Raw genomic sequence first — 16,045 nt, forward strand, 5'->3', positions numbered from 1 at the left:
TGAACGCCGAACACCGACGAACCGTTATTTGACCGTTTTCGAGACCCAGCCGCTCGCGCCGCGTGGGTAGGGGCCACTGTTTTTCTTCGGCTGCGTCGTTCCGGTTCCGTCGATCGCCCGAACGACGACCTCGTGTTTGCCGCCCGGTGGCTCGTAGCTGTACGCCCACTGCTGCCAGACGTCGCCCCCGAGATTCGGTTCGAGGACATCGGAGAGCCGCGCCTCGTTCCACGAGGAGCCGCCGTCGGTCGAGACCTCCACCTTTCGAATGCCCCGAGTGCCGGCGTTCGCGTGGCCGGCGACCGTGATCTCGCTATCGCCCTTGTTCGTCGCGTGGAGTTTGGCGACCGTGTTGGCGGGGCCGGTGCCGTGCCAGCCACGTTTCTCCCAGAACCCCTTCGCCGGGCGCTCCAAGATCTCGAGCTCGTCGATCCACTTGACGTTGATCTCACCCCAGTGGCCCGGCACCAGCAGCCGGACCGGGTGGCCGTGCTTGCGCGGGAGAGGGTTACCGTCCTTGCCGTAGGCGAGCATGCCGGTTGTCAGTGCCTCGACCGGGAACTCCTCGGCGTAGCCGTCGACCGAGCGGGCCATGACGTACTTGCCCTGGAGGTTCGCCGTGTCGAGGAGCTTCGACACCGGCACGCCCTCCCAGAGCGCGTTGTCCATCTTGTCGCCGTTGAGTGGGTCGCTGACGCAGCGCAGCGTCATGAATCGGAGCTCGCTCGCCATCGACGTGAGCTGATCGTAGTCGACGGTCCGCTCGTTTCCGACTGCGCCGGTCAGCGACAGCGACCAGTCGTTCGCGTTCACGTCGGGGTTGACGTTCGCCGTGTCGACCTCGTAGAAGTCCTCGCCGCTGACCAGTCCTTCGAGCCCCGAGATGCCGAGCGAGGCTGATTCGGCCTTCGAGAGGAGCTGGCCGGCAGATGGTCCTCCGCCACCCCCGCCACCACCGCTGGCGTTGGCCCCACCGCTCGCGTTCCCACCTGCGCTCGCACCGCCGGCAGCGCCCGCACTCGCTGCTGCGGAGTCGCCCGCCTCCCCGTTGCTGCCGAGCGTATAGCCGAGCACGCCGATCCCGAGCGTGCCGGCGAGGCTTCCGAGCATCGAGCGCCGCCCCGTCGACACCCCTTCCCGCCGTTCCGTGCCGGTCGTCGTAGCGATCGCGATAGCGACCACGAGCGCGCTGGCGACGCCGGCCCCGAGCGCGGGCACGATCGCACCGGCCACGATCACCGTCGCGAGCGAGACGAGGACGCCCGTCAGTCCGATCGAGAGGGTGGCTGTGCCGAACTGGCGACCGGTGGCGAGCGCCGCGAGCGTGAGACAGGCGAACAGCCCGGTTCCGATGGCGAGCGCGAGCAGGAGGTTCACCTGCTGGCCGAGATGTTCGATCCCGAACGCCTGGCCGAACTGGGTGAGCGGCCCCTTGGCGAACGTCAGCAGCGCGGCCGGGACGTTCTGTGCGAGAACGGCGGTGATCGGTGCGACGACGAACGAGGGCGTGTAGCCCGCGAGCGCGTACGATCCGACGATGCCGGCGATGCCCGCGAACACCGCCGTCACGATCGCCGGGGCGAACGATCCGTTCGTGGAGACGTGGCTCATGCCAACGCGAGGGACGACGGGCGGATGAATCTTGACCGAACTCCGACCCAATTTCGCCCGACGGCCAAAGGTTCACCTGCGCGCCGACGAACCTCTCGTATGAACGACTCCGCCAACGGCCGCCCCTGCCCGGCGTGTGGCACCGGCATGCAGCGCCGCCACTGCAAGTACGTCTGTCCGCGCCACGGCGTCGTCTACGACTGTTCCGATACGTTCTGGTGAGCGCGACGATCCCTGAGGTACTCGTAGGCTGGGCCGGCGAGCGCGAGAACTGCGATGGCACCCGCCGCGAGCCCGAGTTCCACGCTCGCGCTCTCCAGACCGGCGACGGCGAGCGTCGAGAGCGAACTGCCCGCGAACACCGCCGCGACCGTCCACGGCACCTCGCCGACGAGCGTGCCGAGGAGATATCTCCGGAGTCCTACCCCTGACAGCCCCGCGCCGACGGAGATGGGATCGGCCGGCAGCGGCGCGAGCCGGGCGGCGGCCACGCCACGAGCGCCGCCGGTCCGCGCGAAGAACCGCTCGCCGGCGTGGCCGATCCGGCCGAGTGCGCTCGCGTCGCCCGCGTAGCGGCCGAGCACGTATGGCGGCAGACAGGTGAGAAGCACGCCGGCGAGGGCGAACGGCGTCCCGACGAGCCCGTAGCCGTAGCCGACCACCGCCGAGCAGAGGCTCATCGGCCACGCGACGAGCGGGCGACCGAGATAGAGCCCGACGACGACCAGCACGAAGACGAACGGGCGCGAGCGGAGGCCGGCGATCCGATCGAGCAGCGCGCTCGGCGAGATCGTGAGTGCGGCGAGCGCCACCACACCCACGATGGCCGCGACCCCCGCGAGACGTCGACGAGCGCGTGACACACCCGACACTGTGGCGTGGGCGAGAAGCCGGTTTCGATCCGTTTCGCACGACGTTTAGGCGTCGGCGACCGATCGCCGCCGTGAGCGATGCCGTCGAACTCGGCGTGAGCCTCCTCGCGAACCTGGACGACGACGAACTCGCGCTCGCCACGGCGATCGACCGGCTCGAAACCGTCACGAGCGATCCACATACTACGCGTACGATCCTCGACACGGCTGAAAAACGCGGCATCATCGAGCGCGCGGACGGACGTATCCGAGTTCGCTCGGGTGGCTTCGTCCGATTCGAGCGCGACGTCATCACCAGGGAAGGCGAGTTCACCTGCCGGCGCTGTGGTGCGTCGATCACGACGGGCTACTTCATCCAGTTCGACGCCGGCGAGCACGGCCCCTTCGGCTCGTCGTGTATCAGGAAGGTTATCGGTCGTCGTTGAGATCGGCGATCTCGGCCAGCCGTTCGAGGGTTTCCTGCTGTCGTTCGAGCAGTTCCGTCTGGCGCTCGACGTGATCGCGCAGTGCGTCGACCTCGTCGGTCAGTTGGTCCACGTCCGTGGTTCCGCTCTCGCCCTTGCCTTCCGCACTGGCGGGCCTGCTGTCCGGCTCGTCGTCCGAATCGCTCGATCCACGGCGCGGCTCGGATGGCTCCCGACGCGGCTCGACCGACCGCTGATCGGGTTCGTTCGGCTGGTTCGGCTCGGCCGGTTCGTGGCTCGATTCGGACGCTTCGGGGATCAGCGGCTCCGTCGACTCGTCGGGCTCGAAACGGGATCGCGATGGCTGCTCCGTCGGCTGGCCGTCGGCTTCGTCGCCGTTGCGGTCGGCGGGTTCGTGCCGCGCGTCGTCGGGGTCACGAGCAGGCGTTCGATCGGCCGACTCGGCCGGTGTCGGGTCTTCGGTCGTTCGATCGGCTGTCTGGTCGGTGGGCGTCCGGTCGGTAGCCGTCGGCTCCGTCGTGCGTTCGGTGGCAGTCGATTCGGCCGTGCGATCCGCGAGCTGATCGATGCTGGCGACGCCGTGGTATGCACAGAGCGCGTCTTCGAGGGTTTCGTAGGCTTCACGTCGGCCATCGCCCGTGAGATCGATATATCTGGGTCGGCCGTCGACGTCGATGCGGAGATCGTCCTCGAAGCGGAGGTCGGTGATCCGATCGTAGTCGTAGCTATCGTGTTCGCGGTCCCAGACGGCCTCACCGACGGCGGTGAGCAGCTGTCGGTCGGTGACGATGAGCGTTCGATCGCCGAAGCGATAGCTCTCCTCGATCTCCTCGTCGGGCTCGATGCGGTCGGTGGTCCGGAGCACGCCCGCGAGCACCGGCGGGAGGATCGTCTCGATGCGCTCGCGCGGGGCCGAGAACGCCTCGACGCCGTGTTCGTATTCGAAGGCGAACGTCGCCTCGCGGCGGTCGGCCGAGACGTCGAAACGACTGACGTCGTGGGGGAACTCTTCGATCGATTCGCTGCTGAACAGACCCGCGGCGCGGTAGACGAGCGTCTTCGGTGGCGTGACGTAGACCCGGTCGTCGCCGCCGACGTTCACACTGGTCATCCGTCGCTCGTCGGCGAGGCGCTCGCGGACGATCCCGGGAACGTCCATGGTGCGACTGTGCTATCGATCGTCAAAAGACTGCCGAAGCCGAGATGGGAAGGTTAATGAACGCGAGTCCAGTACCGATCGGTAGCCCGGGTGGCTTAGCTGGACATAGCGCCGCACTCATAGGGTTTCGAGAGCGGTTTTCCCCCGAGGCTGTCGCCTCGGACCTGGGATATGCGGAGATCGTGGGTTCGGAGCCCACCCCGGGCACTTACCTTTCGTTTCTCATGCCCACAGTGACACGGCTAACCACGAGATAGTTGCCGATGAAATCCTCTGACGAGCCCAAAACACGAAGACAAAAAACTGCTAACCGCGGCTGATCTCACCCCTCATTAATTGTACTGTCCGATATCTGTTTACTTCATTCTCTACAACGTGGTCGCATAGAGGTCGTAATCCGAGATGCGAGTTGCATCCTGTGTACTGTATGCTATGTATTCGAGCGAGGTTTGCCATGATTCGCCTGCCGGAAGTTGCTCAAGGCTGTCGAGTCCATCGCCCAACGCGATGCCATCACCATCGTAAAACACACAGAATGCCGATGGCGAGACTGCACTGTCCGATGTGTTTTCGATACGAAGTGAGAGTGTTGGCTCCTCACCGCTATTCAGGTTCTCCTCAGCAACCTTGAGCGAATCCGGAATCCCGAGTTCAGTTTGGAACGTGTCGGCACTCGTAATCTCAATCTCGCCACGTGCCGGCTCTTTTTCATCGAGATACGGTGCGTGGATCTCCCACTGTGTTCCGGGTTTGAGGAACGCAATACTCGTCGTCGTGCTGGTGAGAATTGAATCCTCGCTATCGTAGAATGACACTCTCGCTTCGGGGAGTCGGAGAACGTCGTTGCCTGTATTTTCAACCAGGCCACTCATGTAAACATCGGTTCCATACTGACCTTCTTCGACGACGAGTTCAGTGTCGGTAACGTTGGTACTTCCCGATCCACCGCCACCAGAGGGTGTGAGAGTGTCGGCTTCACTCATTTCGGTTCCTCCAGCGGTTGTTGGCTCCGTCGTATCTGCAGCCTCTTTCGACGTCGCTTCAGACCCACCTCCCGTTGCTGCAGTATCCGTGCCTTCACTAGTATTGCCGTCGGTACTAGCACCGCTGCTATCGTTTGTTGCTTCACTACTTCCGTTTCCACTACTGCTGTTGTTGCCGCTTCCGCCACCGCTACAGCCGGCGAGACCGAGGCTCGTTGCAGCACCAACCATCGCTAAATACTTCCGTCGATCCATTCTCAACGGAAAAACACGTTGGGTTGTGATAATGGTTTCGTTCGCATCAATACAGAAGAGTCTCAAAGAGCGAGAAAGCTACCGTCTCGACGGGTAGGTCGAGAGCTATTGGTCGGGATCGAGCAACTGCACCGGATGCCGGCTCGGCCGTTCCAGCAGCGAGTCGAGCTGTTCGAGACAGGAGGTGCCGCTCGCGACCACGGTCCGATCGCGTGCCGCCTCGTCTTGGAACTGGGTTTCGAGCTCGCTGCCGACGTCCATGCTCAGTTCGTAGTATTCGCGCTTGTAGCCGAACGAGCCGGCCATCCCGCAGCATTCGGTCTCGGAGGTGAGCACGTCGTAACCACGGTCTTCGAGAACGGCCACGGTGTGGGCTTCGAGCCCCAGGGTCCGCTGCTGGCAGTGGCTGTGGTAGGCCACGCGCTCGCCGTCGCCCGCCGGCAGTTCCCCACCATCGGCCCCGTTTTCGAGCAGGCCGTAGACGTACTCCATGATCTCGTAGCTGTTGTCGTCGAGGCGTTCGGCCGATCGGTCGGGCAGGAACTTCTCGTACTCGCCGGCGAACATCGCGAGATCGGAGGGTTCGATGACGACGATATCCCGCCCCGCGTCGATCTGTTCGGCGAGATCGGCGTAGACCTCGTGGGCGTGGCGCTCGGCCGTCGCGAGCATCCCCTGCGAGAGCGGTGCGCGCCCGCTCGATGCGACGTCGGGAATCTCGACTGCGACCCCGAGCGCTTCGAGCACCCTGACGGCGGCCTTCCCGCGCTCGACTTCAATGTGGTTCGTGTAGGCATCGGGGTAGAGCACCGCCTCGCGGTCGGCGTCGGCTGGCGACACGCGCGACCCGCCGCGTGCGGCGAACCACTTCCGCAATGTTTCGCGCTCGAATTCCGGGAGGGAGCGCCGGCGGTCGATGCCCAGCACGCGCTCCATGAGCGCCCGCGCGGGTGCGGTCCCCGCGATCCAGTTCGACAGCGGTGCGGTGGCGCTCCCGACCTTCGCCAGATCGGCGTAGTTGCCGAAGAACCGTTTCTGGAGGTCCACGCCACCCGGTTCTTCGTCGGGCGTCAGCCCTTCGACGAGGAAATCGAACTCCGTGGACTCGTCGTGGTTGATGCGATCCCGAACCACCTCGTTGATCCAGGGGATGTCGATTTTCACCGGGCAGTTGTTGACACAGCGCGAACAGCCTGTACAGAGGTCGTTGAACTCCGCCGCACTCTCCTGTCCGTGAACACCGGCCTCCCAGCCCGTGGCGATCCCGCCCGAGTAGGTCTCGCCGCCGAAGGCGTGGCCGCCGACGTGCTGGAAGTTCGCACACGAGTTCGCACACGCGCCACAGCGGATGCAGTAGAGCGTCTCGCGCAGCTGCTCGTCCTCGCGCATCGCCGTCCGGCCGTTGTCGAGCAGGACGAGATGGAACTCGCGGTCGCCATCCGACTCCGAAAGGGGTGTCTCGGGCTCGTCGAACTCCAGCGTCGGCGTCTCCACGGGTGGCGAGAGCATCGTGACGTACTGCGTGATCGGCTGGCCGGTCGCCGAGCGCGCGATGAGCTCGACGAACGGCTGGAGGTCAGAAAGCGTGGGAATCAGTTTCTCCACTCCGGCGACCGCTACGTGCGTGTCCGGCGTCACGGCCGACTTCCGGGCGTTGCCCTCGTTGGTAACGAGCGTGATCGTCCCGCTGTCGGCGACGACGAAGTTCGCACCGGTCATCCCGACGTCCGCATCCCGAATTCGCTCGCCGAGGTAGTCCCGGGCGAACTCGGTGAGCTCCTCGGGCGTCTCCAGGGGTTCCTCGGGATCGAACTGCTCGTTGAACAGCTCGGCGATGCCCTCGCGTGATTTGTGGATTGACGGGCCGACGATATGTGATGGCGTCTCGTCGGCCACCTGCAACACGAACTCGCCGAGATCGGTCTCGTAGACGTCCACACCAGCGGTTTCGAGGTGGTCGTTGACGTCGATCTCCTCGGTCGTCATCGACTTCGATTTCACGAGCGTCTCGGCGTCGCCCGCCACGTTTTCGATATACTGGTTCGCGTCGGCGGCGTCCTCGGCGAGATAAACGTGGCCGCCGTTGGCCTCGACGCTCTCGGTGACCGTGTCGATCAGTTCGGGCAGTCGCTCGATGGCGTCTTCCTTGATCTCTCGGACTGTGGTTCGGAGCTCCTCGTACTCGTCGAACTCGTCGATGGCGTCGTACCGGTTCTCGTTGAAGTGGCTCGCGTTCTCGCGGACGTTTTCGCCCTCGGTGTCGAGCAGGTGACGGATCTGCTCGGCTTTCTCCCGTCTGGTTTCCGCACTCATCGTTCGAGTACGACGACGTGCACTTCGGCAGGGCCGTGGACGCCCTCGACCATCTCGCCCATGTCGGCGGTCGCGCTCGCGCCGGTGGCGAAGACGTAACTGTCTCGCCCGGCGGCGAACTCCTCGCCGAGCCACGCGAACGCCTCGTCCATGTCGGCGTGGAGCTCCTCCTCGCGCAGGATGGCGACGTGACGCTCGGGGTAGAGACTCACCGGCTCGCTGCCCGCCGCGTCGGATGCAACCGCGAGCGAGCCGTAGGTGGCGATGCCCGCTTCGACGGGGGTGACGCCCGTCCGTGCCGATTCGAGCGCTGCGGCCGTGGGATCGACCGTCACCGCGGTGTCGGCGAGCGAAACGTCGTCGAGACCCAGCGGAATGCCGACGGCCGGCTCCTGGATCGCGTCGTCGAGCGCCTCGGCGAACCCGTCGACGTCAGTTCGTGTCGTGGCGACGTCCAACCCGTCGAGCGACGATTCGAACGTCGTGAGAACGTCACTCATCGTCCACCGTTCGGAACTGAGCTATATCCGCCTTTCGCGGAACCGTCGTCATGCGATCCGATCCAGACAGCGTACGCCCGTGTCTCGATCGACTGCCACCGAGACGAATCGATCGATGGTGAATTCTCCGATGCCTGTTTACCGTCCGGGGACGAACCGTGTGCCATCGTGACGACCGACTTCGCGCAGCGATCGGCCGACGACCCAGCGGACGACGCGAACTACGACTATCGCGGCGGCGCGGTCGCCCGCCCGGCGCTCGTCGACGAGCTCGAAGCGCGTGTCGACGGCGACGTCCGCTTCGACGAGTATTCGCGCAACCTCTACGCGACCGACGCGAGCGCCTACGAGATACCACCCATCGGCGTCGTCTTCCCCGAGTCGACCGCCGACGTCGCCGCCGTGGCCGACTACTGTGCCGACCAGGGGATCCCGGTACTCCCACGTGGCGGCGGGACGAGCCTCGCCGGACAGGCCGTCAACGAGGCGGTCGTGCTCGATTTCACCCGCAACATGGACGAGCTGCTCGCCGTCGACCCCGAAGCCCGGACGGCCACCGCCCAGCCGGGGATCTATCTCGCCGATATCGACGAGGCGCTCGCACCCCACGACCTCAAGTTCGCGCCCGACCCGGCCTGGGGCGACAAGAGCGCGCTGGGTGGAGCGATCGGCAACAACAGCACCGGTGCGCACTCGCTGAAATACGGAAAGACCGACGCCTACATCGAGTCCTGCGAGGTCGTGCTCGCCGACGGTACTGTCACCGAGTTCGGCGAACTCACGATCGAGGAACTCCGCGAGCGCGCCGACCCCGAGGGTAATCTCGAAGCGCGCATCCACGCCGAAGTCGCGCGCATCATCGACGAGGAGAGCGACACGATCGAGGAGGTCTACCCCGACCTGAAGCGCAACGTTTCGGGCTACGATCTCGACATGCTCGTCTCGGATGCAGCGGACGGCACGGTGAACCTCGCACGCCTACTCGCCGGCAGCGAGGGCACGCTCGCGATCGTCACGGCGGCGACCGTCGCGCTCGAACCCGTCCCCGAGACGAAAGCCATCGGCCTCCTGACCTACGACTCGCTCGGCGACGCGATGGAGGACGTCGAGCCCATCCTCGAACACGAGCCCGCGGCCGTCGAGGTGATGGATTCCGTTCTCCTGGATCTCGCACGCGATACCAGCGAGTTCGCCGACGTGGTGGGGTTGCTGCCCGATGGAACTGATTCGGTGCTCCTCGTCGAATTCTACGCCGATTCGGACGCGGACGGCAAACAGCAGGTCGCGGATCTCGTCGCCGATCGCGTGGGCAGCGAATCGGACGCCGAGCCGAGCGACGGTGCGGACGATATGACGGAAAAACGACGGTACGCGAACGCGGCGATGGAGGCCCACGACGCCGATACGCGCGCACAGTTCTGGAAGATGCGCAAGTCCGGACTCCCGATCCTCCTCTCGCGCACGACCGACGAAAAGCACATCTCGTTCATCGAGGACTGTGCCGTGCCGGCCGAACACCTCCCGGAGTACGTCGCCGACTTCCAAGAAATTCTCGACGAACAGGACACGTTCGCGAGCTTCTACGCCCACGCCGGACCCGGCGTGCTCCACGTCCGACCGCTGATCGATACGAAGACCGTCGAGGGGCGCGAGCGGATGGACGCCATCGCCGAGGCCGTGACCGATCTGGTGGTCGAATATGGAGGAAGTGTCTCGGGCGAACACGGCGATGGCCGCGCGCGCACGACGTGGAACCGGAGGCTCTACGGCGACCATCTCTGGGATGCTTTCCGCGGTCTCAAGTCGACGTTCGATCCCGACTGGCTCCTCAATCCGGGACAGGTCTGTGGACTGCCCGACGATGCCGGCGATGGCGATGCACCCAGTCCGACGGCGGATCTCCGCTTCGATTCGGAGTACGAGTTCGACGCGGGTTTCGAGACCGAACTCCAGTGGCAGAACGAGAACGGCTTTCGGGGGATGGCCGAGCTCTGTCACGGCTGTGGTGGCTGCCGCGGTCACCAGTCGACCACGGGCGGAACGATGTGTCCGACCTACCGCGCCGCCGAGGAGGAAATCCTCAGCACGCGCGGGCGGGCGAACCTGCTGCGAGATGCGATGAGCGGCGACCTTGATCGTGGGGGTGATGCAGTCGACGTCGAGTTCATGAACGAGGTGATGGACCTCTGTATCGGCTGCAAGGGCTGTGCGAACGACTGCCCGAGCGAGGTCGACATGGCGAAGATGAAGGCCGAAGTCACCAACGAGTACCACGAGCGCCACGGTGCGAGCCTCCGTGATCACCTCTTCGCGAACATCGACTCGCTCTCGGCATTCGCCAGCCGGCTCGCGCCGCTGTCGAACTGGGGGATCGAACTGCCGGGCGCGCGTAAGGTGCTGGAGAAGGCGGTCGGTATCGCCACGGACCGAACGTTGCCGACCTTCCACGCCGAGAGTTTCGAGGAGTGGTTCGAGGCACGCGGCGGCGCGCAAGTGTCGGCGGACGATGCCGACAGAAAGGTCCTGCTCTTCCCCGATACCTACACGAACTACAACCATCCGGAGGCTGGCAAAGCTGCGGTTCGGGTACTCGAAGCCGCCGATGTCCACGTCGAACTACCCCTTGGTGTCACCGATAGCGGTCGGCCCGCCTACTCGAAGGGGTTCATCGGGCAAGCGCGTGCGGCTGCTGAGCGGAACGTCGCCGCCCTCGCGCCGCTCGTCCGCCGAGGCTGGGACGTCGTCGTAGTCGAACCCTCCGACGCCGTCATGGTCCAGTACGACTATCCGGACCTGATCCCGGCCACCGATCGGAGCGTGCCGACGGGTACCGTCGCCGCCGGCGGTGATGGGCAAAAGCCGGCCGCCGATGGGGGCGAAAGCGATGTCGAAACCATTGCCGACAACACCTACGGCGTCTGCGAGTATCTCGATCGGTTCCGACTCGACGAGGCGCTGGGGTTCGGCGAGCGGGACGAATCGCTCACCTACCACGGCCACTGCCATCAGAAGGCCACGAAGAAGGACCACCACGCCGTTGGCGTTCTCCGGCGGGCGGGCTACGCGGTCGACGCGCTCGATTCGGGCTGCTGCGGCATGGCCGGTTCGTTCGGCTACGAATCGAAGCATCTCTCGATGAGTCGCGCCATCGCCGACGTGCTCTACGAGCAGGTCGACGAGAGCGACGGTGATCGGGTCGTCGCGCCCGGTGCGTCCTGTCGGAGCCAGCTCGGCGAACACGAGGGTCAAGAACCGCCACATCCGATCGAGATGGTCGACGACGCGCTCGCCGACTGAACCGCCGGCGATCGCCGCGATAATCGTATAGAATTACTTATATTTTCCGGAACGTTTTTGCAGTATCGAGTCTCTTGTTGACTAGTACCATGCGGCAAATACTGCCACCCGGCGTGCGGAGCAGGCAACCGTCGACGGAGGGGACGAATGACTGACGACGAGGACGAACCGGTAGCGGAGCCCGAAACCGACGGCGGTGTCGCCGATGCGGATGTCTACGCTTCGGAATCGGAGGGCAGGGAGTACCGCGAATCGGTCTATACGCCCGTCGACGACGATTCGTTGGAGGAGGCTCCGGCGACCAGCGAGTATCCGAAGTCGGATGGCGGTGGCGGGTTCCGTATCGCCGACCTCCCGAAGGTGCCGAAGGTCTCGCACATCGTCGGGCCGAGCGCCATCATGCTCGGCGCGTCGCTCGGCTCGGGCGAGACGATGTTCTGGCCGACGATCGTCGCCGAGGGAAGCTGGGGGCTCTACTGGGCGTTCTGGGTCGGCGTCATCACCCAGTTCTTCATCAACACCGAGCTCCAGCGGTGGGCGATCGCCACCGGCGAGAGCATCTTCCAGGGGTTCAACCGGCTCAACCGCATCTGGCCGCTCTTTTTCCTCGTCTTCGGCTTCTTCCAGATCGGCTGGCCGGGCTGGGCCGCGACCGGTTCCGAGGTGTTCGCGGCCTGGACCGGGATCGTCCCGCGGGCGGACTGGTATCTCATCGGCGTCGTCTCGATGGTGGTCATCTGGCTCTCCTATCAGGCCGGCCCGCTGGTCTACAACGTCATCGAGCGCGCACAGATCGCGCTGATGCTTCTCGCGGTGTTCATCGGCATCGTCCTCATGTTCACGCTCAACACGTTCGGCGAGTTCGCCAACCTCCCGGCCGGCGCGGTCAACTTCGGCGCGCTGCCGTCGGACGCGGACTTCGACATCGCCACCTTCCTCGGCGGGCTCGCCTATGCCGGTGCTGGCGGCTATACGAACCTCTCGCAGGGTGTGTGGGCACGCGAGAAAGGCTACGGGATGGGTGCCTATCAGGGCCGGATCAAGAACCCGCTCCGTGGCTCCGGCGAGACGGAAAGTCAGGACGGCAGCTACACCTTCGAACCGACCGACACCAACATGAAGCGCTGGCGGGCGTGGTGGAAGGTCACCCAACGTGAACACTTCCTCACCTTCGTCGTCGGCGTGATCGTCGTCGCGACGATCGTCATGTCGATCGCCGCCCAGTACGCCGGTGGTGGCGAGTTCGGCGGCAGCGGCGTGGCGATGTGGCTCGACACCATCATCCCCGGTCTCGGCGGCGGTATCAGCGCGTGGCTGCTCTACGCACTGCTGTTCATCGCGCTGTTTAGCACGCAGTACGCCCAGATCGAGGTGTTCGTCCGCAACAGCGCCGACATCGTCTACCAGAAGATCGGTCGCAGCCGTGGCTGGGACATGAGCTACATCTTCCTCGGGCTGCTCACCGTGTTCACGCTCTGGGGGATGGCGATCATCGGCTTCCAGGTCGCCCAGCCCTGGATCATTCTCGTCATCGGCGCGGCCGCCGCCGGCGTGATGATGTGGCCGTACAACGCGCTCACGATCATCCTCAACACGACGCGGATGCCCGAACACACCCAGCCCGGTTGGGCCAGGGTCCTCGCCATGTGGTGGGCGACGGCCTTCTTCGGCTTCTTCAGCATCCTTCTCATAGGCGAGACGCTCGTCACGCGCTTCGGTCTCGACGCCTTCGCCACGACCGTCACCGTCATGGGCAGCGCACCCGGTGGCTACGCACTCTGGCTGTTCGCGCTCGCCGTCCAGATATACACGATGTATCGCTCCGCACGCGCGAAGATCGACGCCAGCGGCACCGTCGAGGACGCCGACGAGGCGTCGGGCTTTCTCGCCTGAGTGCCCCGACGTTTTTCCCGCTGGTCGCGTAGAGCACGCATGGCCGATACCGAAACGAGCGAACTCGACGCCCTGTTCGGCGTGCTCGTCGCCTACCGACTGCTGATCTACTTCGGCGGCTTGCTCGTCATCGGCTCGCCGCTGCTGTTCGGGGCGCTCGGCATCGAACTCGCCGGGACCGTGCGGGTCGTCCTCGTCGTCGTGACGCTCGCGGTGATGATCCTCACCTACATCGGCGAGCGTCGCGTCGGCTTCGAGGGTGCGCAGGCCGCGCCCGCCGGCGAGACGTATTCGCTACGGATGCGCCTCGCGCTCTCGCTCGCCGTCGCCGGCATTGCGATCGGCGTCTACGTCGCTCTCGAAGTGAACACGGTCGCGGGGCTGCTGTTCATCGCTGGGGCGTACTTCTTCGGCTATCTCGGCTACCGCGGCGGGCTCGGGGAGGAGGCGTGAGCGACGAGATCGACCCGACGGTCTTCGAGGAGCTCCCGAGCACGGACATCGCGGTCCACTACCACGTCCACTACGGGATGGCCGGCTCGTTCCCGCTGCGTCTCGCGGACCTCTTCTTCGCCGACGACGGGCTGCACATCGCCGAATACGCCTACATCACGCCGCTGTTCGGGCTCGGCACCAGAAAACACCGCCGCGAGTCGCGGGGCATGCAGGCGATCTACGACCATCACGGCCTCGACGAGGTGCTCCTCCAGGCGGATTCGGTCACGTGGCTCGCCTACGACGCCATCGAGCATGTTCGCCTCCACGACGGCGGCCGGCTCGGCCGCCCGAAGCTCACCGTCTCGACCGACGAGGACTCCTACGCCTACCGTATCCACGACGAGGACTCAGCAGAACTCGCCGCCGAGATCGAGACGTGTGCCGACCGCCACGGCTTCCGCATCGAGACGGTCGCCGGCGTGGGTTTCTCGCCGATCGAGAACGTCAGACGATTTCTCCCCTAACGGCGCTCGCGCAGTCGGATGGCGAGATGGCCGATTGCGGCCACGGCGACCCCGACGACGTACAGCGCGACCAGCGCTCCGGTGAGGGCCGCCCGCCTGACAGGGGAAGCACGCGTTCGTCGGCGGGCGAGCACGCCACACCGCTGAACCAGCCAAGCCACCAGCCGTGTCGTCCGTGCTCCAGGATGGCGCGCGAGCGTGGCCGCGATCGGCGGGCTCACCGTGTCGTAGGTCGCGACGAGTGCCCGCCCGGGGAGTGACCGCGCGAGCGCGTCGTCGCGGAACCCGCGCAGCGCGTCGAGCGCCGGCCCCTCGCCGGCGGTCGCCGTCGTGATGAAACACATCGAATGGTGTTGGGTCACTGCGACGCGACTGAGATCGTCCTTGGCGTAGCGCGTCGTCATCCCATCGGGAAACGACGATTCCGGTGAGACGAGAAACGCCACCGAGGACTGCTTGAGGTAGACATCGCCGTGATCGTGATACTCGTCGGCCCGGGTGCGGACGCTGACGTGCTTCTTTCGGCCGTCGCCCACCGCGGTCGGTCCCGTTTCGACGGCTGCGGATTCGTCGCTGGGCGACGTGTCGTCAGCCGAACTGTCGGCGGCTTGCTCCGCGTCACCGTCGCTCATGTGTCGGGTTCGTCACGGATCCGCAAATCGTTTCGGGCGTATTCCAGCACGACCAAGACAGTCGGTCGGCGATTCGCTCGATCGTCCACGCCGATGGCAGTTGCCGTCAGGGACGGCGCGGCGGGGCGAACAGCCGCTCCTCGATCGGCCGACCGCCCCAGCGAGCGAGATAGCCGTAGGCGAGCAACGCGAGCGCGATGCCGGCCGCGAGCGGGTAGACGCCCGCGATGGCGAGTTTTCCCGTCAGCAACACTGCTGCGCCGAGGATGAGATACACGAGTATCTCGGGTGGAGACAACATTGCGAGCGCTCGGACACAGAGCCGTAAAACGACGCCGTCTTCGAGCGTCCACCGCCGTCGCTCGGCACGGCCGCTGGCATAGATTTATGTAATTTGCGATTCATCTCATGGGCATGTCGACCGACTTCGATTTCGACGGAGAGGTAGTGCTTGTCACCGGCGCGAGCGGGGCGCTCGGCAGCGGCATCTGCGCGGCGTTCGAGAGCGCGGGTGCGACCGTCCACGCGACCGATCTCGTCACACCCGACGATGACGACTCGCTGCTCGACGCCGACTGTGAGTTCCACGAGGCCGATCTCACCGACGAGGACGACGTCGAACGCGTCGTGAACGACGTCGTCGAGGCAGAGGGGCGACTCGACGCGCTCTGTAACATTGCCGGCACCTGGCAGGGGGGCCAGCCGATCGACGAGACGAGTAATGATGAATTCGAGATGCTGTTCGACGTCAACCTCCGGACGATGTTCCTCGCGTCGAAACACGCCATCCCGCAGCTCCGCGAGACCGAGGGCGCGATCGTCTCGGTGTCGGCGAAGTCGTCGCTGGAGGGTGGCGAGGGCGACGGCCCGTATCGTGCGGCGAAGGCCGGCGTGCGCCTGTTGACGGAGACGATCGCCGCGGAGAACCGTGGCGAACTGCGTGCGAACGCGATCATGCCGAAGACGATCGATACGCCCGCCAACCGCGAGATGCTCTCGGGCGATCCCGACGACTGGCCGACACCTGAGGAGATCGCCCCGGTCGTCTGTGCTCTCTGTAGCGACGCCACGGGCGTCACGAGCGGCGCGGCCGTGCCCGTCTACGGCGAGGCCTGATTGGAGAGCCGGTCACACGCGAGCGTT

Annotated in this window: 15 protein-coding genes and 1 tRNA gene; 8 read left to right on the top strand and 8 right to left on the bottom strand. The window is 65.4% G+C overall.

Going from position 1 to position 16,045, the window contains the following annotated elements:
* Positions 1-24: 24 nt before the first annotated feature.
* Entirely contained in the window at positions 25-1,611 is a 1,587-nt protein-coding gene (locus MUK72_RS06115; RefSeq protein WP_244704839.1) for a molybdopterin-dependent oxidoreductase, read from the bottom strand.
* Between the two features lie 99 nt (positions 1,612-1,710).
* Here MUK72_RS06115 and MUK72_RS20190 point away from each other — a divergent pair, with 99 nt between their 5' ends.
* The gene (locus MUK72_RS20190) at positions 1,711-1,833 is read left to right on the top strand and encodes an HVO_2523 family zinc finger protein (RefSeq protein WP_275039137.1); all 123 of its coding nucleotides are present in this window, start codon (positions 1,711-1,713) and stop codon (positions 1,831-1,833) included.
* Here the strand turns inward: MUK72_RS20190 and MUK72_RS06120 are convergent.
* The gene (locus tag MUK72_RS06120) at positions 1,806-2,474 is read right to left on the bottom strand and encodes a TVP38/TMEM64 family protein (protein WP_244704841.1); all 669 of its coding nucleotides are present in this window, start codon (positions 2,472-2,474) and stop codon (positions 1,806-1,808) included. The genes MUK72_RS20190 and MUK72_RS06120 overlap by 28 nt on opposite strands.
* 80 nt (positions 2,475-2,554) lie before the next feature.
* Here MUK72_RS06120 and MUK72_RS06125 point away from each other — a divergent pair, with 80 nt between their 5' ends.
* Complete coding sequence (locus MUK72_RS06125; protein WP_244704844.1) at positions 2,555-2,908, top strand: DUF5830 family protein; 354 nt, start codon at positions 2,555-2,557, stop codon at positions 2,906-2,908.
* Here the strand turns inward: MUK72_RS06125 and MUK72_RS06130 are convergent.
* The gene (locus MUK72_RS06130) at positions 2,892-4,067 is read right to left on the bottom strand and encodes a DUF7115 domain-containing protein (protein ID WP_244704846.1); all 1,176 of its coding nucleotides are present in this window, start codon (positions 4,065-4,067) and stop codon (positions 2,892-2,894) included. The two genes, MUK72_RS06125 and MUK72_RS06130, sit on opposite strands and share 17 nt — an antisense overlap.
* An 84-nt stretch (positions 4,068-4,151) precedes the next feature.
* Here MUK72_RS06130 and MUK72_RS06135 point away from each other — a divergent pair.
* Positions 4,152-4,274, top strand: a tRNA-Met gene (locus MUK72_RS06135).
* A gap of 161 nt (positions 4,275-4,435) precedes the next feature.
* On the opposite strand, the gene MUK72_RS06140 is transcribed toward MUK72_RS06135, so the two are convergent.
* From MUK72_RS06140 to MUK72_RS06150, 3 genes are all read right to left on the bottom strand, one after another.
* Entirely contained in the window at positions 4,436-5,305 is an 870-nt protein-coding gene (locus MUK72_RS06140; protein WP_160162799.1) for an FxLYD domain-containing protein, read from the bottom strand.
* A 105-nt stretch (positions 5,306-5,410) separates the two neighbouring features.
* A complete protein-coding gene (locus MUK72_RS06145; protein ID WP_244704851.1) occupies positions 5,411-7,618 on the bottom strand; it encodes an LUD domain-containing protein in 2,208 nt (735 codons plus the stop codon).
* Positions 7,615-8,118, bottom strand: a complete 504-nt coding sequence (locus MUK72_RS06150; protein ID WP_244704853.1) for an LUD domain-containing protein — start codon at positions 8,116-8,118, stop codon at positions 7,615-7,617. Before MUK72_RS06150 ends, MUK72_RS06145 begins: the two co-directional genes overlap by 4 nt.
* Positions 8,119-8,286: 168 nt before the next feature.
* On the opposite strand from MUK72_RS06150, the gene MUK72_RS06155 reads away from it, so the two are divergent.
* The 4 genes from MUK72_RS06155 to MUK72_RS06170 all read left to right on the top strand — a co-directional run bounded on the left by MUK72_RS06155 (position 8,287) and on the right by MUK72_RS06170 (position 14,270).
* Positions 8,287-11,415, top strand: a complete 3,129-nt coding sequence (locus tag MUK72_RS06155; RefSeq protein WP_244704856.1) for an FAD-binding and (Fe-S)-binding domain-containing protein — start codon at positions 8,287-8,289, stop codon at positions 11,413-11,415.
* Positions 11,416-11,562: 147 nt separating this feature from the next.
* Positions 11,563-13,308, top strand: coding sequence for an Nramp family divalent metal transporter (locus MUK72_RS06160; protein ID WP_244704859.1), 1,746 nt, complete (start codon positions 11,563-11,565; stop codon positions 13,306-13,308).
* A gap of 39 nt (positions 13,309-13,347) precedes the next feature.
* Positions 13,348-13,761, top strand: coding sequence for a hypothetical protein (locus MUK72_RS06165; RefSeq protein ID WP_244704862.1), 414 nt, complete (start codon positions 13,348-13,350; stop codon positions 13,759-13,761).
* Positions 13,758-14,270, top strand: a complete 513-nt coding sequence (locus MUK72_RS06170; RefSeq protein WP_244704864.1) for a hypothetical protein — start codon at positions 13,758-13,760, stop codon at positions 14,268-14,270. The genes MUK72_RS06165 and MUK72_RS06170 overlap by 4 nt, the downstream gene beginning before the upstream one ends.
* Here the strand turns inward: MUK72_RS06170 and MUK72_RS06175 are convergent.
* Together MUK72_RS06175 and MUK72_RS06180 are read right to left on the bottom strand one after the other, a co-directional pair.
* A complete protein-coding gene (locus MUK72_RS06175) occupies positions 14,267-14,902 on the bottom strand; it encodes an FUSC family protein (protein ID WP_244704865.1) in 636 nt (211 codons plus the stop codon). The two genes, MUK72_RS06170 and MUK72_RS06175, sit on opposite strands and share 4 nt — an antisense overlap.
* A gap of 106 nt (positions 14,903-15,008) precedes the next feature.
* Entirely contained in the window at positions 15,009-15,203 is a 195-nt protein-coding gene (locus tag MUK72_RS06180; protein WP_244704866.1) for a hypothetical protein, read from the bottom strand.
* 113 nt (positions 15,204-15,316) lie between these two features.
* Between MUK72_RS06180 and MUK72_RS06185 the strand changes: the two genes are divergently transcribed.
* On the top strand, positions 15,317-16,018 hold the full coding sequence (locus MUK72_RS06185) for an SDR family oxidoreductase (RefSeq protein WP_244704868.1): 702 nt from the start codon (positions 15,317-15,319) through the stop codon (positions 16,016-16,018).
* The last annotated feature ends 27 nt before the right edge of the window (positions 16,019-16,045 follow it).

It is taken from the genome of Halococcus dombrowskii (genome assembly GCF_022870485.1).
In the GTDB taxonomy this organism is placed as follows: Archaea; Halobacteriota; Halobacteria; order Halobacteriales; family Halococcaceae; genus Halococcus; species Halococcus morrhuae.